The sequence below is a fragment of the Halalkalicoccus paucihalophilus genome (assembly GCF_001593955.1).
Taxonomy (GTDB): Archaea; Halobacteriota; Halobacteria; order Halobacteriales; family Halalkalicoccaceae; genus Halalkalicoccus; species Halalkalicoccus paucihalophilus.
This window is the reverse complement of record NZ_LTAZ01000005.1, coordinates 170160-188720: the sequence shown is the minus strand read 5'-3', so window position 1 is coordinate 188720 and position 18561 is coordinate 170160. Positions and strand designations below refer to the sequence as shown.

Here is an 18561-nt window from a genome sequence, read left to right as displayed (position 1 = left end):
CGCGGGATCAGGCCTCGTCTTCGACGGCGACGTCCGTCTCGTCGACGTCGACGGCGGCCTCCTCCTCCTCCGCGATCTCCTCGGGCCGGGCTTCGAGGGTGCACTTCTGGATCTCGACCCGTCGAAGGGGGTAGATCGTCTTCGCCTCGCCGTAGATCGCCGAGGAGAGACGCCCCTCGACGACGCTGTCGACGAGTTCCTCGAAGGTCCGGTCCTCACCTGCCTCCTCGATCATCTCGATCATCTGCTTTCGAATGGCGTGTTCCTGGCTGTGGTCGGCCTTCTTGGTGGTGAAGGCGACCGGCTGGATCTGAACGCGGTAGTCGTCGGTCGTGCGCACCGTCACGTAGGCACCGATCTTCGAGGCGCCACGGCGCACGAGACTGCGCAGGTAATCGCGCGTGAGCTCGTGTTTGATGAACTCCGTGTAGGCGGTGTCGCTGCCCACGTCGTTTATCTTGAACGTGAGTTTGATGTTGTTCTCGCTGGCGTTGTTCGTCAGCTCGCCGAGCGTCGTCTCGAGGTTGCGCTCTAAGAGCTGGTTCGGTTCGTTTGCGGGTGATTGGCCGAGCTCCGCCCGGTCGAATTGCTCGGGCGCGAGGACGGTGTACCACCGTTTCTGCTGCTGCTGTCGGGAAACTGATCGTTCACTCATGATTGGTCTCTGTGATCTGGTCTGAAAGCTGTGCTACCTGCGTGGCGACCGTGAGGTTCACGACGTAGTCGTCCGCGGTCGTCGACAGGCCGCCCGTCGACTCGCGGGCGATCGTCGTCACGACCTGCCGGCCGTCGGTCCGCGTCTCGATTTCCGGGGTGTTGTCCGGAGAGACCGCTCGTGCGACGAGTTCGGGATCGTCGTGGGTCGTCCGGATTTCGATGTGTTTCATGCCATCGCCTCCCTGAAGGCTTCGAGAAACGCCTCGGGCGGACACCCGAAGCGGGCGATACCCTGGAAAGGGGTGCCGCCGCCGACCCCGTCGACGGCCGCGGCGGCCGTCTCCATCGGTTCGTCGACCCTATCCGTCAGACTCGCCGCCCCCGCCTCGCCGTCGGAAACGACGAGGACGACGGGTTCGGGCGAGCGGAAGTCCCTGAGGAGGCGCGCGACCGTCTCGACCGGCCCCTCCTCGATACGGGCGACGAACAGGCCGTCATACCGACCCGTCTCGGCGGTCCGGATCGCTTCGTGGGTCGCCGTCGAGTGCGTTCTCCAGGCTTCGAGCGCGTTCGTCCGTACGTCGTGGCCCATCGCGAGCGCGAGGGCGATCCCCGGCGCGTCGCGCGCGAGACAGTCGAGTACGTCCGCGAACCCCTCTGCGGTCTCGAACGGTCCCTCCGGGGTGGTGTGCGGGCGAAGCGCCCGCTCGATCGCGGTCCCGGCGTGCTCGCTCGCCGCCTCGGACCCGACGGCTTCAAGCGCGGCCAGCGAGGCCACCGTCCGGTCGTCGTCGACGAGTCCGGCGAGTTCCGCGCCGATAGCCGTCTCGTCGCCCGAGAAGCCCGCGTGAAACAGCGTCGAGTGGGCGAGCCCGTCGGCCAGATCGGCCGTCGGGATCCCCACGCCACCCCGTCTCTCGAGGTCGACTTCGGCCGCCTCGGGATCGCCCCCGAGCAGACAGCCGGCGAACGCGAGTTCGGGAGCCGGTTCGGAGCCGAGTTCGCGAACGAGATCCGCCGCGGTCGCGCTCGCCGGTCGTTCGTCCGCGCCGATTCCGTCGGGAAACCCGATCGGGACGGTCGCGTCCGCGGGCGGGTCTTCAGTCGGCGGGACGACGCGGGCCTGAAACGGGGTCGATCGGGCCGCGAGCGCCCGCAAGAGAATCCCGGCGGCGGCGATCGCATCGCCCTCCGCACGCGGGGCTACCCGGACGAACCGGGCCTCGGCGAGCGTCGCGGCGAGATCGGTATCGGCGACCGATCGACCCGTGGTCGACATTACTCGAGGAGTTCCTGAGCGTTCTGATAGGAGTAGCGGAAGTCCGCGGGTAGCTCGTCGCCGCGGTAGTAGTTGACGAGCCGGCGGACCTTCGCTTCCGTGTTCTGCAGGGCGCGCTTGTTCTGGGCGTCCTGCTGGTTGTCCTGCATGTGCTCGCGCAGGCGGATCGCCCGCTCCATCAGGTTCCGGAGGTCCTCCGGAACGTCGGGCGAGGCGTCGTTCTCCTCCAGAATTTCGCCGAGCTTCTTGCCGGTGGCGAGTTTGACGTTCGGGACGGGAGTGCCCTTGACGCCCTCGTCGCGCAGTTTCATGCCGATCTGGCTGGGATCGTGACCCTGCTGTGCCAGTTCGACGACGCGCGATTCGATCTCGTCGGTGTCGACGTCGCTCCACTCCGGTGGTTCGTCTGCCGTCGGCCGGTCCGAACCGGACGAGCCGCGACGGCGTGTATGCATTCGTGCCATTGTTGAGGATAGGAACCGCACAGACCGCAGACGGCACTTTTCGTGCACTACCGCAATCCCAAGCCGCGCAAGGTGGCGATAGCGCGGAACGGAGTCCCACGGATCATTCGCGCGGTTCTACCGCGCGAAGAAGCCACCTCGGAACGGCAAGCAGACGGAGTCCGCGAGCCGTACGGCGAGTCGGATTTGCGGCCGTGCTGTTCCCATCCGAATTCGTCCGCCCGCAGGCTAAAGGGTTGCGACTCCCACGCGACACTCGAAAGAGGGTTCGAAGCGTTTATCATTCCACCGCGGGTACCGGCAAGTGCGAGGGCTCGTAGATCAGTGGTAGATCACTCCCTTGGCATGGGAGAGGCCCCGGGTTCAAATCCCGGCGAGTCCACTCTAATTCCTCCGTCATATCCAGGGTTTCGGATGATCGTACAATCGGTCGCCCTTCCCGGTGCCTAGTTGTCGGATGCGAGTTCGACCGAGAGTTCATATACGAGCACGGCACCAGCCTTCGACACACCTATGCAGCGCCCACGGGGAGTATCCTCCATGCCCGCTTGGCAGACGATCTTCGGTCACGCCGAGTCGTACGACAGCCAAGCGACGGGTATCGAAACCGCGATCCGGACCGCCGACGAACGGGGATTCACCGTTATCGAAGGGGCCTGCGGTACCGGGAAGACGATGCTCGCGCTCACCGCCGGGATCGACCGGGTGCGCGATCCCGACAGCGACTACGAACGGGTCCTCGTCCTCACGAGCGTCAAACAGCAACTCCGGCAGTTCGAGACGGACCTCGAAACGATCAACGCGAACCTGCCCGCCGACTGGAACCCGGTGTCCGGATTGACGCTCGTCGGGAAGGCCGACGTCTGTCCGTATAGCCGGGAGAATGCGGGCGGTGTCAGCGATGATAACGTCTACGACCGGTGTGAGACGCTCCGTGAGAGGACCCGGACGCTCGTCGGCGACGGCGGACAGACGAGCGCAAGCTCGCTTACGGCCCAAGCGCGGAGCCAGCAGATCGGGTTAGGAGACGCCGATCGCTCCGAGGGACGGTTCCTCGAAACGGCGGGCGAACCGACACCCTATCCCCCCGAAATGCCCGAACACGAGGACGTCGAGTTCTGCCCGTTTTACGCCCAGTACCTCGACGACCTGCCGGAGGACGGCGACGCGATCGAGGCGGTCCCGTTCGACCTCACCGAACAGGGCCACCTGACGCCCGAGAATCTGGTCTCCCTGTCGGCCTCCCACGGGACCTGCCCGCACTCGATGATGGGGGCGCTCATCCCCGAAGTCGAGGTCGTGGTCGGTAACTACTACCACGCGTTCGACCCCCTCACGACGAGTTCATTCACCGGCGCGCTGCTCGACGAGTCGACCTTCCTGATCTGCGACGAGGCGCACATGCTCGAACCGCGCGTCCGGGACCTGGTCAGCGACGGCGTCGCTGACTCGACCCTTCGGGACGCCGAGAACGAACTCACGCGGGTGATCCAGACCGCAGAGATGGACGGTACGGATGCCACAGGGAGCAGTACCGCGGACGCCAGGCTCGTCCGCGAGGAACTCGAAGACAGCGACGTGACGCTCGAAGAGTGCAAAGAGTTGCGGGCGTTCGTCGCCGACCTCCGCGAGGAACTCGACCGGCGGATCGAGAACCATCTCGACCACGACCGGCCGGGCTGGAAGGCCGATCTCACCTCGCTTTCCGACGAGGAGATCCCGCTTCGCGACCCCGAAACGCCGGGAGAGGACGCGATCTCCGAGTGGGCCGAAGTGGAGGGCTACGACGGCGGGACGTGGGTGCGTGCCGAGTCGGTCGGCGCGATCGTCGAGCGGATCCTCGATACCGCGGAGGACGAGGAACACTCCCGGGCGACACCCGCCGTCGGCCGACTGCTCGGACGCTGGTACCGGGCCGACCACGAGACGTACTTTCGGGAGATCGAGTTGGAGCGAACGTGGAACGAACTCGAACCCGAGGGATCGTGGCGGCGGGCCTACAGCGCCCGGCTGGCGCTTTTCAACTGCGTGCCAAGCGGCGCGATCGGCGAGCGACTCGCGGCGTTCGGCGGTGGCGTCCTGATGAGTGCAACCCTCGAACCCATCGAGGTGTTTCGGGAGGTCACGGGACTCGATCGCCTCGCAAGTGACGGACGACCGGTCGTTGAGCGGACCTTTCCGCTCGAATTCCCCGCCGAGAACCGCGCGAGTTTTGCAGTGGATGCCCCGAAGTTTACCTACGGGAATCGCGGCCACCCGGACGAGGAAAACGCTATCCGCCGGCTCTACGGTGACCTTCTCGCGGAGGTTGCACGGACCCCCGGAAACGTCCTGGTGGGGATGCCGAACTACGCCGAGGCGACATGGGCCGCGGGAGCGCTCGAATCACGGCTCGAAAAGCCGGTGTTGCTCGACGAGAGTTCCGGCGACGGCGAGACCGAGGAGCTCAAACACGCCTTTTTCGTGGGCGAGGGAAAGGTACTCGTGACGAGTCTGCGGGGCACTCTGACGGAAGGCGTCGACTACAGCGGCGATCGGCTCTCTGCGGCCGTGGTCTGTGGCGTTCCGATCATCAACACCGCGAGCCCGCGGACGAAGGCCGTCAGAACTGCCTACGACCGCGCCTTCGGGGACGGGTTCGAGTACGCGCTCACGGTTCCGGCGGTCCGAAAGGCCAGACAGGCCATCGGACGGGTGATCCGCGGGCCCGAGGAAGTCGGCGTGCGCGTCCTACTCGACGCGCGCTACGCCCGCGAGTCGTGGGACGGGGTCAGGGACCACTTCCCAGAGGCCGAACGCGAGGAGTTCCAGCCCGTGAGTGCGGACATGCTCGCGTTCGGCCTCGAACGGTTCCGCGAGCGCCACTGATTATACGCCGTCGCCCCGTACGGGGTGTATGTCCTTCGAGACGAACGACGAGGTCGTCGAACAGGTCGGCTACCGGTTGATGGGACAGGGAGTGTACTTCGAGTCGGTCGAACGGTCCGAGGACCGTATCGAGATCGAATACGAGACGGTCGCACCCGGTGAGGGCGTCCCCCACCGTCAGATCGGTCGCGTGATCACCGTCTTTCGCGACGCGATCGAGGAGGGCTGGGAACCGGTGACGATCGAGGCGACCGCCGTCGACACCGACGGCGATCTCAGGGGGACGTGGCGGATGGACGAACAGTGGTTGTACGAGCTCGAAAACGGCGACCTCTCGGAAGTCGAGTTCTCAGGGCGCGTACTGGACACCCTCGAGGAGTGATCACTCGAGGTCCGCGAGGATCCCCTCGGCGTGCCCCTCGGGGGAGACGCCCTCGTAGGCCGCGACTATCCGGCCGTCCTCGATGACGTAGGTGTTCCTGAAGACCCCGTCGAAGGTGTTGCCGAACATGTCCTTCTCGCCGTACGAATCGTAGGTATCAGCGACCTCGCCGTCGGGGTCGCTCAGGAGGTCGAACGGCAGGTCGTACTTCTCGGCGAACTCGTCGAGATCGGAAACGGGGTCGTCGCTGATTCCGAGGACGGCGACCTCGCGCTCCTCGAAGGCGTCCCACGAGTCACGAAAGCCACAGGCCTCGGTCGTACAGCCGGGGGTGTCGGCGCGCGGGTAGAAGTAGACGACTACGGGACCGTCGAACTCGGCGAGGCTCACGGTCTCGCCGTGCTGGTTCTCGAGGCTGAACGTCGGGGCGTCACTGCCGGGTTCGAGCATACCCGATCCCGGGTGCGCGGGGACAAACCCCTTGCGGTCGGGGCAGTCGGACGATCAGAGGTAGGTGTCCCTGACCGTCTCGGCGAGCATCGAATCGGGGTCGGGGACGAGATAGACGACGACGAACGGCTCCTCGACGGGGTCGAGGACGAATATCTCGTGGGGTTCGGAATCGAACTCGCGGAGGCGGTCGATCAGCGGTTCGAGGGGTATCGCCCCCGTCCGGATCTCGTTCCAGATGTCGCGTGCGCCCGACTGCTCGGCGAAGACGTAGACCGCGCCGTTGGGTCGGTTGTCCGTACTGTAGGTCGTCTCACCGAGCATCCCCTCTCCCTTCATCCGGGCGTCTCGACAGAGGTCGCGCGCGACCTCGAACAGGCCGGTCACGTCCCGCACGAAGTGAAAGCGGGTCCCCGCGAGGACCTCGGCCTCGACGAGGCGGGCGTCGCCGTCGTCCCACTGTACGGTCGCTTCGATCAGGTTGCCCGGTTCGAGGTCTCCGCCCGTGACGGCGATCTGTTCGGTCGTCTCGCGGTCGACGAGCAACCACTCCCCCCGGGGATCGGAAAGCACCCTGAACGTCCCGCTCGTCGTCGGTTGCATACCTCCGGTAGCCCCGACCGAGGGATAAGCCGACCGAAAGAGTCAGACGCGGGGCGTTCCCAACGGTCCTATGAAGCAGTCGACATTCGTGAAGTACGGCCTGCTCGCGTTCGGCCTCGTGCTCCTCACGTTCGTGATCCGCGGCTCGACCCGACTCTTCCTCGGGGACCGTACCGCCGCGCTCCTCTCCGCTCCCGTCGGGGTGAGTGCCCTCCTCGTGCTCGTCGTCCTGTTCGTCGTCGCCGTCCTCTCGGTCGCCCGAATCAGGCCGATAGAACGCGATATCGACGAGCGTTAGTAGCCCCATCGACAGATCGGAGTATGGAGCGACTCGGTGCGGCGGCGGGCGGCCTCGCGTTCGCCGTCCTGATCCTCGGCGGGTTCGTCGCGATCCGCCTCCTTACTCGCCTCTTTTACTCGGTCGTTCTCCTCGTCGAGACCCTCTCGATCGCCGCGTTCGCGCTGCTGATCGGCTACGTTGTCTATCGAATCCTCCTCGGTAGCTCGGACAACCCGCGCCGGTCGCACTAACCCTCGATGGCCTCGCACTCGACGCGCCAGTCGGTTTCGCTCTCCTCCCCGAGCGCGTCGTAAAACGCACGCAGCCCGCTCGATTCGGTGGTCGTCGTGACGTGTAACTCGACCCGGTCGTCGTAGCCAACGACTCGAAAGACGGTCCCCAGCTCGCGGTCGTGAACCAGATACACTGGCGAGGGAAGGTCGAACCAGTCGCCCGCCGTGTAGCGCTCGCGCGCGAGTACGCGTCCGAGGCACCCCTCGACCGCCCCGTCCGTCGGGATCAGGGAGAAGACCGTCCCACCCGTTCGCGTGATCGCGCCGCCGTTGTACTCGCACTCGGGGTGGACGGGGATCTCGAAGGACGGATCACCGCTCATACGGCGTGAACGGCCGCGAGGGGCTTCAATCTGCTGGCTCATAATATATTATCACTTAATTTTTGTAAGAAATGAAGAGTTAGAGATAGGTTGTCTCCCTCAGCATTCAAGATCGAATGAGAGATAACGATAATCAAGAAGATGGACGAAATCTGAGCCGACGGCGGTTCTTAGCCGGGACAGCAGCGACGGCGGCGCTGCCGCTGGCGGCCCAGCCCGCACTCGGACAGGGCGAGGTCTGTGAGGCCGCCGGCGTCGACTGTGGAGCGGTCGCCGAAGGATCGAATGGAATGGTCGTCTCGGTTAGCCCCGCCGCAAGCGAGGTCGGCGCACAGGTCCTTCGCGACGGCGGCAACGCCGTCGATGCCGCGATCGCAGTTCAGTTCGCGCTCAACGTCACCCAGCCTCACTCCTCGGGGATCGGTGGCGGCGGGTTCATGCTGTACTACGACGCCGCCGAGGACAGCGTCGAGATCGTCAACAGCCGCGAACGCGCACCCGCCGGCGCAACCCCCGACATGTTCCTCGAGGACGGCGACCCGATCCCGTTCGACGAGCGCCATACCCACGGGAACGCGGTCGGCGTTCCCGGCACCGCGAGCGGGCTCCGGCGTGCGAGTGCGCGCTACGGATCACGGCCCCTCGATGAGCTGATCGATCCCGCGATCGATCTCGCCGAGGGGACTGAGGTCGACCGCGTCCTCGCCGAGGAGATCGAGAAAAACGAGTGGAAGCTCAACGACGCCGCCCGCGAGGTGTTCCTCCGTGACGGCGAGGCGCTTGCCGAGGGCGAGACCCTCGAACAGCCGGACCTCGCCGACACCCTCCGACTCCTGCGTGACCGGGGGATCCGTGAGCTTTACGAGGGCGAGATCGCCGAGGCGCTCGCCGAAACGGTTCAGGACGCGGGTGGCAGCATGACGACCGAGGACCTCTGTCGGTACAAGGCCACCATCAACGAGCCCGTACAGGGCTGCTATCGCGGTGCGGAGGTCTACTCGATGCCCCCGCCGAGTTCGGGGGGGCTGACGGTCATCCAGATCCTCAACCTGCTTGCGGGCTTCGATCTGGGCGAGACCTACGACGTCCGATCAGGAACCAAGTACCACCTGCTCGCCGAAGCGATGCGACTGGCGTACGCGGATCGCGGCGAGTACATGGGTGATCCCGAGTTCGTCGACGTCCCGATGGAAGGGCTGCTCGACCCGGCCTACGTCGCCGAGCGCCGGGAGCTGATCGGTCCCGACGCGCTCAACGGAGACCCCCAACCCGGCGATCCGTGGGCCTACCAGTCCGGGGACGCGGCCTCGATGACTCAGGAGACGCCCCGCGCGCTCGGGCATACGACCCACTTCACGGTCGCCGATGCGGAGGGCAACCTCATCTCGTACACCACCACGATCGAACAGCTGTTCGGCTCGGGGATCATGGTCCCCGAGTACGGGTTCATGCTCAACAACGAACTCACCGACTTCGACGCCGAACCCGGCGGTGCGAACGGGGTCGAACCGAACAAACGGCCCCTCTCCAGTATGAGTCCGACGATCATGGCCCGGGACGGCGAACCGTTCCTGACCGTCGGCTCGCCCGGCGGTCCGACGATCATCACCTCGGTCGCGCAGACGATCCTCCACCACCTCGAGTACGGGCTCTCGCTCGCCGACGCCATCGACGAGCCGAGCATCTACGCGCCCGAATCGCCCGCGATCACGCTCTGGGAGGAGAGTATCCCCGAAGCGGCCAGAGAGGAAGCGGCGGTGCTCGGCAACGAGTGGAGCGACGAGTCCGGACCGATCGGCAACGTCAACATGCTCAGGGCCGACGACGGCTACGAGGGAGCGGCCGACCAGACCCGTGATGGGCTCGCAGTCGGACTGGACGAGGAGTAATCACCGCAACGGTCAGATCAGCAACTCAGTTCTCTTTTATTTTCATAGCAATTTAACAGATAGACTCGAATAGAGCCGGAATTCATCCCTCCCTGTCCGACAGAGGACCTTCGGGGCGTCGACGGTGACCTGCTTACAAACCGGTACGGTCCGCCAACCGCTAGTCGGTCGCCGGTTCGGCGGTGGTGGTCGTTCCGGGCTTGTTCTCCCCGGCACGCCGGTTTTTCAGCGCGAGCGCGCCGAACAGGATCACGCCGAGCCCGCGCAGCGCCGGGCCGACCAGTGGCGGCGCGGCCAAGGTGTAGGGGCTGACCAGTGCCATCAGGTCGGCGGTCGTGGTAAACAGTGTCAGCGGCGTCATCAGCAACACCGCCGAGACCGCAAACAGCGCCCGTTCGCTCCGCGGGACGGTAGTGTAGAGGTAGCCGATGATCGTCGGACCGAGCGCAACCACCCCGAGGAACGTCCCAGCGATCGGGACGACCACCTCGGGGACGAAAAAGCCGATGTCGAGGACGTCAGCGGCGGTGATGACGCGGGCGGTGCCGTCGCCGGTCGCGCGAAGCAGAACGATTCCGGGGGTAAAGGCGAAGGCGAAGGGGACGATCGCCTTGTTGAGCGAGAGCGTAAAGGCCTCGACGCCGGTCGGGAACGGGTCGGATTTGGCGACGCCGGCCGCGGCGTAGGCGGCGACGGCCACCGGCGGCGTGATGTCGGCGATCACGCCGAAATACAGGATGAACAGGTGGGCGGCCAGCACCGGGATCTCGCCGCTCTGGACGATCGCCGGCGCGAGCACCGACGCCAGCAGGATGTAGGTCGCCGTCGTCGGCACCCCCATCCCGAGGATGATCGCCGCGATCGCCGTGATGAGCAACAACAGGGCGGTCGACCCGCCCGCCAGCGACGTGATAAAGGTCGTGAGGTTCGGGGCGAGCCCGGTCGCACTCAGGACACCCGGGATGATACCGACCGCGGCGACCGCGACGACGATCGGCGTCGCCGTCCGCGCGCCGGCCTCCATCGAACGGAGCACGAACGCCCCGAACCCGAAGGGGGCGCTGCGGGTCAGCGACGGCCGCCCCAGCGCGCCAGCAGTGGTTTCCGCGGCCTCGTCGACCGAGGAGTCGTAGTCCAAAAACGGCGCGTCGAGGCCGGGACGGGCGAGCATGACCGCCACGCTCGTGAGGAGGACGATCCAGACGAGGTTCCCGGCCGCCGCAGAGAGCGCGGCCTCGACTCCCAAGCCCCCGGTACCGCCGCCGGTCAGAACTCCGAGCAGGCCGGTGCCCGTGAACAGATACGCGAACGTCTCGAGGGCGAACAGGCCGGCGATCGCGCCGAACAACGGGACCCGTGTGCGCTCGTTATAGGCCGCGACGACCGCGATCGTCGCGATAATGGCGAGAATCGAGAACCACGCCGACCGGGCGACCGACAGCCGGGCGATAACGAGGTAGTACAACAACAGGGCGATCGGCAGGAGGTAGAACCATCCCCGCCGGAGGTGGGGAGTGACCGAGATGGTGTCGGCCTTGTCGATACGCTGTATGTTCGCTCGCGAGGCTTCGAGATGAACCATCACCCAGACGCCGAAGAAAAAGGCCACCGCGGGCACGGCGGCGGCAATGATGACGTCGGAGTAGGGCGTGGCGGTGTACTCGACGATCAGGAACGCCGCGGCGCCCATCACCGGCGGGAGGATCTGCCCGCCCGAGGAGGCAGACGCCTCGACCGCGCCCGCGAACTCCGAGCGGTAGCCCGAACGCTTCATCAGCGGGATGGTAAAGGCCCCCGTCGTGACGGTGTTGGCGATCGAGGAGCCCGAGATCGTCCCCATGAATCCCGAGGCGAGGACGCTGGCCTTTGCCGGGCCGCCCTTGCGGTGGCCGGTGATCGCGTAGGCTAGGTCGATGAACCACTGGCCGGCGCCCGACATCTCGAGGATCGCACCGAAGAGGATGAAGATATAGATGAACTGAACAGATACGGTGACGGGGATGCCGAAGACGCCGTTTTCGGTGTTGTACCAGAAGTTCTGGATGATGGTCGCCCAGTCGCCCGGCGGGATCGAGAAGATCTCGATGTAGGGCAGGCCGATCCCGAACCCGAAGGGTGTCGAGACGATCCCGTCGGCCGGGATGAGGTATCCATAGCGGGCGTAGACGACGAAAGCGGCGACGATCAGCGTGAGGTAGATCCCGAGCGAGCGTCGTGTCGCCTCGAGGACGAGGATCACGCCCGCGACACCCAACAGGAAGGCGACCGAGGTCGAATCCAGCGGGATTCCGAGCGCCGAGATCACACCGATGAACGGTTCGAGCGCGGGCACGAACTCGCCGAGGGTACGGCCCGCGCCGAGCCCGAACACGCGCATTCGCTGGACTTCCGAGAAGGAAGTCAGCATGTAGAGTGCCGCGAGCACCGCGACGACGATACAGACGACGTCGGCGGGCGTCACCCGCTCTCGGCGTGCGTCGACGAACGCCCAACGGATCGCACCGCGAACGCCGCGGGCCCCGCGGGTCACGGGGCTGTCGGCGCCGAAGCGATCCGAAACCGCCGGGACGATCCGGGCGAGACGGCGGGCGAGGGGGCCATCGCCGGTCGTCGGCGGATACAGGAGGAAGGCCAACACCAGCGCGAAGACGACGTGGACGGCGTTGACCTGCAACAACTGAAGCGCGGCGAGTTGGACCTCGCCGACGACCGGTAGGGTAAGCCCGAACTCGAAGCCGTGGGCGGCGATCCAGACCTGAAACACCGAGAAGGCGATCCCGATGACGGCGACGAGCACCGCGGCGATTCCACGTGGGTCCCGTCGACGTTCGAGCTCGTCGATCAGCTCCTGTTGTTCCTCCTCGGAGAGTTCGTCGGCTTCCTCCGGTTTCTCACCCGGTTGTACGCTCATGGCACGTAGGTCACGTCCCAGCCCCTATATACCGTGCGCTCCGGTCGAGTGCGGCGTCCAGAACCGACCGGCGATCGACTGAAATCCGGACGGCTCTCGCGTCCGAGCGCTCGACGAGGTCGTAGGTCCGGGATCCGACATGGAGCTGGTGGCCGGCGGTCCGGCCGGGCTTGACCACCAGCTCCTCGCTCGCGTAGTCCGGATCGAACGAGAACGTGCCGTTCTCGCGGGTGACCTCGGCGTTCGCGGGAAGCCCCCAGCCGTAGGACTCGAACTCCATGCGCGTCATGACGAGTCGGTCGCCCCGGACGGTGAAGGCGTCGAGCACCCGCGTCTTCTCGACGCTGTGGGTGTACTCGATCGCGACGACGGTGCCGTTCTCGACGGGCGTCTCGATGAGGCGCTCGCCCGTGGCGGCGTCCTCGACCACGAGGACCCTATCGGCGGGGGTGACCGCGGCGCCGGCGCCGGCGAGGGTCACCACGAGGCAGACGGCCGCGGCGATCGCGAGGACGCGCTTTCGGCCCCTCATGGCGTCCCCGCGCCCGTGGCGGGTCGCCGGGACGACCCTGCGGACGGACCGAGCGGCGCGCGCGCGGGTCCGCGGTTCGGATCAGGGACGCCGGCCATCGGATCAGTTCGAGCTGTTGGTGTCGTTGCCGCCGGTAGCGTTCTCGTCACTGGCGTTTTCACCGCTCGCGTTCCCGTTACCGCCCTCGCCGCCCGACCCGAAGTACGACTCGGCGCCGGGGTGCAGCGGAATGGACATCCCGTCCTGGGCGGTGTCGCGGCTGATGAAGTCCTGTTTGATGCTGAGTTCGCTCACGTTGTCGAAGATCGTCGTCAGGATGTCCTCGACGATCGCCTCGTCCTGGTCCTCGGTGGTGGCGATCATCGCCTGGACGGCCACGGTCGGGACGGCCTCGTCGATCCCCTGGTAGGTTCCCGCCGGGATCTCGTCCTCGGCGAAGTAGTCGCCCGAATCGAGGACCTGCTGGCGGGCGTCGCCTTCGATTGAGACGATCGTGATGTCCGTGCTCGTCGCGAGGTTCTCGACCGCGCCGACCGGCCAGCCGCCGACGATGAACGCGGCGTCGATGTCGCCGTTCTGGAGCTGTTCGGCCGCCTGCGAGAAGCCCGTGTTCTGCTCGGTGTAGTCGGTGATCCCGACGGCTTCGAGGATCTGGAGGGCGTCGACCTGCGTGCCACTCCCGAGATCACCGGTGTTGATCGTCGCCCCCGAGAGGTCCTGAATCGAGGAGATGCCGCTGTCGGCCCGGGCGACGACGTGGATCGTCTCGGGATACAACGTCGCGACCCCGCGAAGCGAGGGCACGGCGTTCCCCTCGAAGTCCTCGATGCCCGTTCCCTCGTAGGCGAAGAAGGCGGTGTCGTTCTGGACTAGCGCGAAATCCGAGTTGCCGCTCGCGAGGTTGCCGATGTTCTCGACGCTCGCGCCCGTCGAACGGACCTGCAGCGAGTAGTCGGTGTTCGAGTCGACTATCTGCTTGAACTGGTTCGACAACGGGTAGTACGTTCCGCCCTGCCCACCGGCGTCCCAGGTGAGCTGGGTACCGCCACCGCCCCCGCCGCCGTTACCGCCATTTCCGCCGTTGCCGCCATCATCGCTCGTGATACAACCCGCGAGCCCGGTGATGCCCGCGAGGCCGACTCCTTCGAGAACCGTCCGCCGATCTATTGAACGCATACGGGCTGTATATCCCAGCGGCATAGATAAATATATGTTTACTAAACGGCACTGGAAGTCGTCCGATCGGGTCTCGCCGTCGTCCGAGTAGCGGTCCTCGTAACCCACATCCTCCCACCAGTGTTCCGGTTTCGGCTCTCCTGGCGAAAGCGAACGGACGACCATCCGTCCGAACCCGTACATGTCGGAGTGGCCTGAAACCGCAAGGACTGTCTCCGGCGGTTTCGAACCGCCTCTTATGTCGCTTCTCGACGCCTCGATGAACGCGATTCACCTCGGCTTCGCCGGGCTCTGGGTCGGCAGCGTGGTCTTCCTGACTGTCGCCGTCCTCCCGCTCGCACGCGACGGCGCGTTCGACGCCGCCCCGCTCGAAACCGTTACGTCACGACTGCAGTGGATCTCGCGGATCAGTGCACTCGCCCTCTTCGCAAGCGGCGGTCACCTCGCGGGGACGCGCTACACGGTCGATTCGCTGACGGGGAGCGCGCCGGGCTACCTCGTGCTCACGATGCTCGCGCTGTGGTTCCTGCTCGCGCTCCTGGTGGAACTCGGCTCGAAACGACTGGTGGGTGGCTTTGCGGACCGAAAGGTCCGACAGCCCGCCCGCGAGGCCCGACCCTACTTCCTCGCGGCCTCGCTCGTCGGCGTGCTCCTCTTCCTCGACGCCGGCCTGCTCTCGGTGCCGACGGCGATCCCGTTCTAGGAATCGGGCTCGGGGTCGCTGACCGCCCACCCGAACTCGAACTCGCCGTGTCGGTCGAACGCGCTATACAGTCTGTAGCCGACGTACGCCGCGACCGTGAGAACCACGATTCCGAGGACGCCGATCGCTCCGAGCAGTTTCGAGAATCCCATACCGACCGTTCGCTCGCCAGTCACCTAAGCGCTCGCCCGTTCGGCGCTGTCGACCGCCGCGTCAGCGCTCGAGCTCCCGTTCGATGTCCGCCACCGTCGAGTCGACCTCGAACTCGTCGTCCGCGCCGCCCGTCATGCTGTAGAGTTTGTACGCGAGGTAGGCGAGTCCGGCGACGATCGCGATCCCCACGACGAGACCGAGCAACGACAACAGGAGGCTCGCGAGCGCGCTGATGACCGCCAGCGCGACGATCGCCACGACGACGTAGCCCGCGAGTTTGAGCAGTCGAAGCGTGTCCATAGCCGCTCTTGGGCGGCGACCCACCTTAACCTTGGCCGCAACACCTACGTTTTTGGTCACACCCCGCACAGTCGCGACATGGAGTACACTACGTTAGGATCGACCGGAATGCGCGTCAGTCGACTCTGTCTCGGCTGTATGAGTTTCGGGGATCCCGACTGGCGCGAGTGGGTTCTCGAGGAGGACGCGAGCCAAGAGATCATCGAGCGGGCGATCGACCTGGGGATCAACTTCTTCGACACCGCGAACATGTACTCGCGCGGCGAAAGCGAGCGCATCCTCGGGAACGCGCTTTCGGGCTACGATCGGGACTGGCCCGTCGTCGCCACGAAGGTCTACAACCCGATGGACGACGGAAATCCCAACGCTCGCGGGCTCTCCCGAAAGGCGATCGAACAGGAGCTGGAGAACAGCCTTGGCAGGCTGGGCATGGAGACGATCGACCTCTATCAGACCCACCGCTGGGACGACGAGACGCCCATCGAGGAGACGCTGTGCGCGCTCGACGACGCGGTGCGCCGCGGCCAGGTCCGGTACGTCGGGGGATCCTCGATGTGGGCCCACCAGTTCGCCGAGGCGATGCACACCAGCGACTCCCTGAACCTCGACCGATTCGTCACCATGCAGAACCACTACAACCTCGTCTACCGCGAGGAAGAGCGAGAAATGCTGCCCCTCTGTGCGAAAGAGGGGATCGGCGTCATGCCCTGGAGCCCGCTCGCTCGTGGCTATCTCACGCGGCCCGCAGAGGAAATCGACGCGACCACGCGCGGGGAGACGGAAGAACACATGTACGCCCACCCGTACCGCGAGGGCGGCGGCCGCGAGATCAACGCCCGCGTGGAGGAACTCGCCGAGGAGAACGGCGTCACGATGGCCCAGATCGCGCTCTCGTGGCTGCTCCACAAGGATTGGGTCGACGCCCCCATCGTCGGCACCACGAGCGTCGAACACCTAGAACAGGCCGTCGAGGCGCTGGAGATCTCGCTTTCCGACAGCGACATCGAGTACCTCGAAGAACCCTACGAACCCGTGCGCGTGTCGGGACACAGCTGAGCGCTCACGAGCGCACGTCGTCGGCGACCTCCCGGACCACTTCGTGTTCCCCGTCGCTGTAGGCGATGAATCGTACATCCGCGATCGAATCGGGCTCGTGGGCGTCGATGGCCTCGGCGACGAACCGTACACCCGTCCGGAGGTCGAACCCGGCGGCCCCACAGCCGAGCGCGGGGATCACGAGCGACGCACAGCCCAGTTCATCGGCCCGCTCGAGGGTGTTTCGAGTCGCCTCGCGGATGCTTTCGGCGGTGGCCCGGCCGTCCCCGTAATGGGGCATCGCCGCGGCGTGGATCACGTATTCTGCGTCCAGATCGTAGGCGTCGGTTACCGCGACCCCGCCCAGATCGACGGGTCCCTTCTCCATCGCCGCCTCGTTTATCGGCCCGTCGGCGCCGCGGCGCAACGCCCCGGCGACGCCGGAGCCCATCCGCAGGCTCGTCCCCGCTGCGTTGACCAGCGCATCGGCCTCCTGTCGAGCGATATCGCCCTGAATCACGTCGAATTCCATGTCCATCGCTCGTTATCGAGGCGGAAAACGATGTCCCGACCCACCGGACGAACTATGATCATGCCACTTGATATCATGATCATGCCGAACCCGATCAACGCCCGCTGTACGGCCTGCGGGGCGACGTTTCCGCGAGAGGAGGCGACGACCGACACAGAAAACGAACTCGCGTGCCCGGCGTGTGGCTGTGGGATCGTCCGCGGAATCCCCGCACAACACACCACGCTCACCCAGCGCGAGAGCGCGCGATGTGGCTCCTGTGGCGCGACGTTTCCCCGAAGCGAGGCCGTTACGGAGACGAAGGGCGAACTCGCGTGTCCGGAGTGTGGTGCGAACGACGTCCGAACTGTCGAAAATTCCAACGCCTCCTGACTCGATAGGGTCATGTCGCTACTTCGGAGGGCTTATCAGTTATTAGGCTAGCCTAAAAACATGGCGAACGACAGGGTTAGCGGGACGCCGACGCGACGGAACTACGTGAAAGGAATCGGCGGGGTCGTCATCGCCGGAGGGATCGCGGGCTGTCTCGGCGGGGGCGGCGACTCGGGCGATCCGAACTCGACTGGTTCGAACGGGGACGGGGCCGTCACCGTCGAACTCTCGCCGGTCGGTGAGGTCGAGTTCGAGGCCGTCCCCGAGAGCGTCTTCACCGTTTTCCCGCAGTACGCGGACATGGCGGTCGCGCTCGGCCACGGGGAGGCTGTCAACTCGATGTTCTCGACGGAGATGGCCGGGACGATCATGAACCACTACTACGAGCGCCTTTCGGGCGTGTCCTTCGAGTGGGAGGGCCTCGCGAACCCCTGGCAGAACGGGCTCCCCAAGGAGCGACTGTACGAACTCGACAGCGACGTCCATCTCGTGGACCCGACGTACGTTACGAGCCTCGAGAACTGGTCGCAGTCGGACATCGACGAGATCAGCGACAGCCTCGCCCCCTTCTTCGGCAATTTCTACAGCGGTACCCACGCCGAACCGACGGGCGAGTACGACGGCGAGTACCAGTACTACACGCTCTGGGAGCTGTTCGGCACGGTCGCGCAGGTATTCAGGGAAGAGGAGCGTTACGAGGCCCTCGCATCGGTCCACGAGGACCTACTCGCGACCATCGAGGAGGGACTTCCGCCCGAGGGGGAGCGCCCCACGGCCGTGCGCGTCACCCAAAGCGGCGAGGAGTTTTTCACCTATCACCTCAACAAGCCGGGCTACTGGCTCGCCGATACCCGGCCGCTGGGCGCGGTCGACGCCTTCGCCGAGGAGGACTGGTCGGCGCTGTGGGGGACCGTCGGCTACGAGGCGATGCTCGAAGCCGACCCCGACGTGATCCTTCACCTCTGGGGACTCGGCCCGGACTACGACATGGGACAGGTCCGTGATGACCTCGCGTCCCACCCGGTCGGGGGCCAGCTCTCGGCGGTCGAGAACGACCGCGTGTATCCCGCGGGGATGCGCTATCAGGGTCCGATCATGAACCTCTTCCAACTGGAGATGGGCGCCAAACAGCTCTATCCCGACCAGTTCGGCGAGTGGCCCGAGTACGCCGAGGGCGAACCCTACCCGGAGATCCCCGCCGAGGAGCAGTTGTTCGACCGCGAGCGCGTCGCCGGAATCGTCACCGGCGAGAACTGAACCGGTTCCGGGCCGTTTTCGCCTCGAATCACTATTTCGTATCGCAGCCGAGCGTTTATCGCCGTAGTAATCGCTTCTCGTGGCTTTTTGCCCCTCCTCGAC

22 protein-coding genes and 1 tRNA gene are annotated in these 18561 nt (G+C 65.8%); 10 read left to right on the top strand and 13 right to left on the bottom strand.

Features of this window, described 5'->3' with window-relative positions; genetic code table 11:
* Nucleotides 1–7: 7 nt before the first annotated feature.
* Genes HAPAU_RS10435 through HAPAU_RS10420 form a run of 4 tightly spaced genes read right to left on the bottom strand, consistent with a single transcriptional unit; the run spans nucleotide 8 to nucleotide 2400 of the window.
* On the bottom strand, nucleotides 8–655 hold the full coding sequence (locus HAPAU_RS10435) for a 30S ribosomal protein S3ae (protein WP_066382365.1): 648 nt from the start codon (nucleotides 653–655) through the stop codon (nucleotides 8–10).
* Complete coding sequence (locus HAPAU_RS10430; RefSeq protein WP_066382364.1) at nucleotides 648–887, bottom strand: KEOPS complex subunit Pcc1; 240 nt, start codon at nucleotides 885–887, stop codon at nucleotides 648–650. Before HAPAU_RS10430 ends, HAPAU_RS10435 begins: the two co-directional genes overlap by 8 nt.
* Complete coding sequence (locus HAPAU_RS10425; RefSeq protein ID WP_066382362.1) at nucleotides 884–1936, bottom strand: exonuclease RecJ; 1053 nt, start codon at nucleotides 1934–1936, stop codon at nucleotides 884–886. Before HAPAU_RS10425 ends, HAPAU_RS10430 begins: the two co-directional genes overlap by 4 nt.
* Nucleotides 1936–2400: a 30S ribosomal protein S15 gene (locus HAPAU_RS10420; RefSeq protein ID WP_066382360.1), complete on the bottom strand. Its 465-nt coding sequence runs from the start codon at nucleotides 2398–2400 to the stop codon at nucleotides 1936–1938. Before HAPAU_RS10420 ends, HAPAU_RS10425 begins: the two co-directional genes overlap by 1 nt.
* A gap of 310 nt (nucleotides 2401–2710) precedes the next feature.
* Between HAPAU_RS10420 and HAPAU_RS10415 the strand changes: the two genes are divergently transcribed.
* The 3 genes from HAPAU_RS10415 (at nucleotide 2711) to HAPAU_RS10405 (ending at nucleotide 5650) form a co-directional block, all read left to right on the top strand.
* Nucleotides 2711–2782, top strand: a tRNA-Ala gene (locus tag HAPAU_RS10415).
* Between the two features lie 158 nt (nucleotides 2783–2940).
* Nucleotides 2941–5268 (top strand): ATP-dependent DNA helicase, encoded by a 2328-nt coding sequence (locus tag HAPAU_RS10410; RefSeq protein WP_084383697.1) that lies wholly within the window; start codon nucleotides 2941–2943, stop codon nucleotides 5266–5268.
* A gap of 28 nt (nucleotides 5269–5296) precedes the next feature.
* A complete protein-coding gene (locus HAPAU_RS10405) occupies nucleotides 5297–5650 on the top strand; it encodes a hypothetical protein (RefSeq protein ID WP_066382348.1) in 354 nt (117 codons plus the stop codon).
* Here the strand turns inward: HAPAU_RS10405 and bcp are convergent, their stop codons facing one another.
* Both bcp and HAPAU_RS10395 read right to left on the bottom strand, forming a co-directional pair.
* Complete coding sequence (gene bcp / locus HAPAU_RS10400; protein WP_066382346.1) at nucleotides 5651–6100, bottom strand: thioredoxin-dependent thiol peroxidase; 450 nt, start codon at nucleotides 6098–6100, stop codon at nucleotides 5651–5653.
* Nucleotides 6101–6154: 54 nt separating this feature from the next.
* The gene (locus tag HAPAU_RS10395) at nucleotides 6155–6703 is read right to left on the bottom strand and encodes a DUF6663 family protein (protein ID WP_066382344.1); all 549 of its coding nucleotides are present in this window, start codon (nucleotides 6701–6703) and stop codon (nucleotides 6155–6157) included.
* 70 nt (nucleotides 6704–6773) lie between these two features.
* Here HAPAU_RS10395 and HAPAU_RS10390 point away from each other — a divergent pair, with 70 nt between their 5' ends.
* Nucleotides 6774–7001: a hypothetical protein gene (locus HAPAU_RS10390; protein WP_066382342.1), complete on the top strand. Its 228-nt coding sequence runs from the start codon at nucleotides 6774–6776 to the stop codon at nucleotides 6999–7001.
* A 23-nt stretch (nucleotides 7002–7024) separates the two neighbouring features.
* Nucleotides 7025–7234 carry a hypothetical protein gene (locus tag HAPAU_RS10385; protein ID WP_066382340.1) on the top strand — a complete coding sequence of 70 codons (210 nt, stop codon included), beginning with the start codon at nucleotides 7025–7027 and terminating at the stop codon, nucleotides 7232–7234.
* On the opposite strand, the gene HAPAU_RS10380 is transcribed toward HAPAU_RS10385, so the two are convergent.
* Nucleotides 7231–7599 carry a hypothetical protein gene (locus tag HAPAU_RS10380; protein WP_066382338.1) on the bottom strand — a complete coding sequence of 123 codons (369 nt, stop codon included), beginning with the start codon at nucleotides 7597–7599 and terminating at the stop codon, nucleotides 7231–7233. The genes HAPAU_RS10385 and HAPAU_RS10380 overlap by 4 nt on opposite strands.
* Before the next feature lie 116 nt (nucleotides 7600–7715).
* On the opposite strand from HAPAU_RS10380, the gene ggt reads away from it, so the two are divergent.
* A complete protein-coding gene (gene ggt / locus HAPAU_RS10375; protein ID WP_066382336.1) occupies nucleotides 7716–9488 on the top strand; it encodes a gamma-glutamyltransferase in 1773 nt (590 codons plus the stop codon).
* Nucleotides 9489–9648: 160 nt separating this feature from the next.
* Here the strand turns inward: ggt and HAPAU_RS10370 are convergent, their stop codons facing one another.
* From HAPAU_RS10370 to HAPAU_RS10360, 3 genes are all read right to left on the bottom strand, one after another.
* Complete coding sequence (locus tag HAPAU_RS10370; protein WP_066382330.1) at nucleotides 9649–12399, bottom strand: TRAP transporter permease; 2751 nt, start codon at nucleotides 12397–12399, stop codon at nucleotides 9649–9651.
* A gap of 10 nt (nucleotides 12400–12409) precedes the next feature.
* On the bottom strand, nucleotides 12410–12931 hold the full coding sequence (locus tag HAPAU_RS10365) for a DUF1850 domain-containing protein (RefSeq protein ID WP_066382328.1): 522 nt from the start codon (nucleotides 12929–12931) through the stop codon (nucleotides 12410–12412).
* A 102-nt stretch (nucleotides 12932–13033) separates the two neighbouring features.
* A complete protein-coding gene (locus HAPAU_RS10360) occupies nucleotides 13034–14107 on the bottom strand; it encodes a TAXI family TRAP transporter solute-binding subunit (RefSeq protein WP_066382326.1) in 1074 nt (357 codons plus the stop codon).
* A gap of 238 nt (nucleotides 14108–14345) precedes the next feature.
* Here HAPAU_RS10360 and HAPAU_RS10355 point away from each other — a divergent pair, with 238 nt between their 5' ends.
* Nucleotides 14346–14810, top strand: coding sequence for a transporter (locus tag HAPAU_RS10355; protein WP_066382321.1), 465 nt, complete (start codon nucleotides 14346–14348; stop codon nucleotides 14808–14810).
* Here the strand turns inward: HAPAU_RS10355 and HAPAU_RS20925 are convergent.
* Together HAPAU_RS20925 and HAPAU_RS10350 are read right to left on the bottom strand one after the other, a co-directional pair.
* On the bottom strand, nucleotides 14807–14962 hold the full coding sequence (locus tag HAPAU_RS20925) for a hypothetical protein (protein ID WP_157078449.1): 156 nt from the start codon (nucleotides 14960–14962) through the stop codon (nucleotides 14807–14809). The two genes, HAPAU_RS10355 and HAPAU_RS20925, sit on opposite strands and share 4 nt — an antisense overlap.
* A gap of 61 nt (nucleotides 14963–15023) precedes the next feature.
* Nucleotides 15024–15263 (bottom strand): hypothetical protein, encoded by a 240-nt coding sequence (locus HAPAU_RS10350; protein ID WP_066382319.1) that lies wholly within the window; start codon nucleotides 15261–15263, stop codon nucleotides 15024–15026.
* Nucleotides 15264–15341: 78 nt separating this feature from the next.
* Here HAPAU_RS10350 and HAPAU_RS10345 point away from each other — a divergent pair, with 78 nt between their 5' ends.
* The gene (locus tag HAPAU_RS10345) at nucleotides 15342–16319 is read left to right on the top strand and encodes an aldo/keto reductase (protein WP_066382317.1); all 978 of its coding nucleotides are present in this window, start codon (nucleotides 15342–15344) and stop codon (nucleotides 16317–16319) included.
* 4 nt (nucleotides 16320–16323) lie between these two features.
* Here the strand turns inward: HAPAU_RS10345 and HAPAU_RS10340 are convergent, their stop codons facing one another.
* Complete coding sequence (locus HAPAU_RS10340; protein WP_066383197.1) at nucleotides 16324–16830, bottom strand: macro domain-containing protein; 507 nt, start codon at nucleotides 16828–16830, stop codon at nucleotides 16324–16326.
* 60 nt (nucleotides 16831–16890) lie between these two features.
* On the opposite strand from HAPAU_RS10340, the gene HAPAU_RS10335 reads away from it, so the two are divergent.
* Both HAPAU_RS10335 and HAPAU_RS10330 read left to right on the top strand, forming a co-directional pair.
* Nucleotides 16891–17202 (top strand): hypothetical protein, encoded by a 312-nt coding sequence (locus HAPAU_RS10335; RefSeq protein ID WP_245634073.1) that lies wholly within the window; start codon nucleotides 16891–16893, stop codon nucleotides 17200–17202.
* 60 nt (nucleotides 17203–17262) lie between these two features.
* Nucleotides 17263–18459, top strand: coding sequence for an ABC transporter substrate-binding protein (locus tag HAPAU_RS10330; RefSeq protein ID WP_066382315.1), 1197 nt, complete (start codon nucleotides 17263–17265; stop codon nucleotides 18457–18459).
* Nucleotides 18460–18561: the final 102 nt, after the last annotated feature.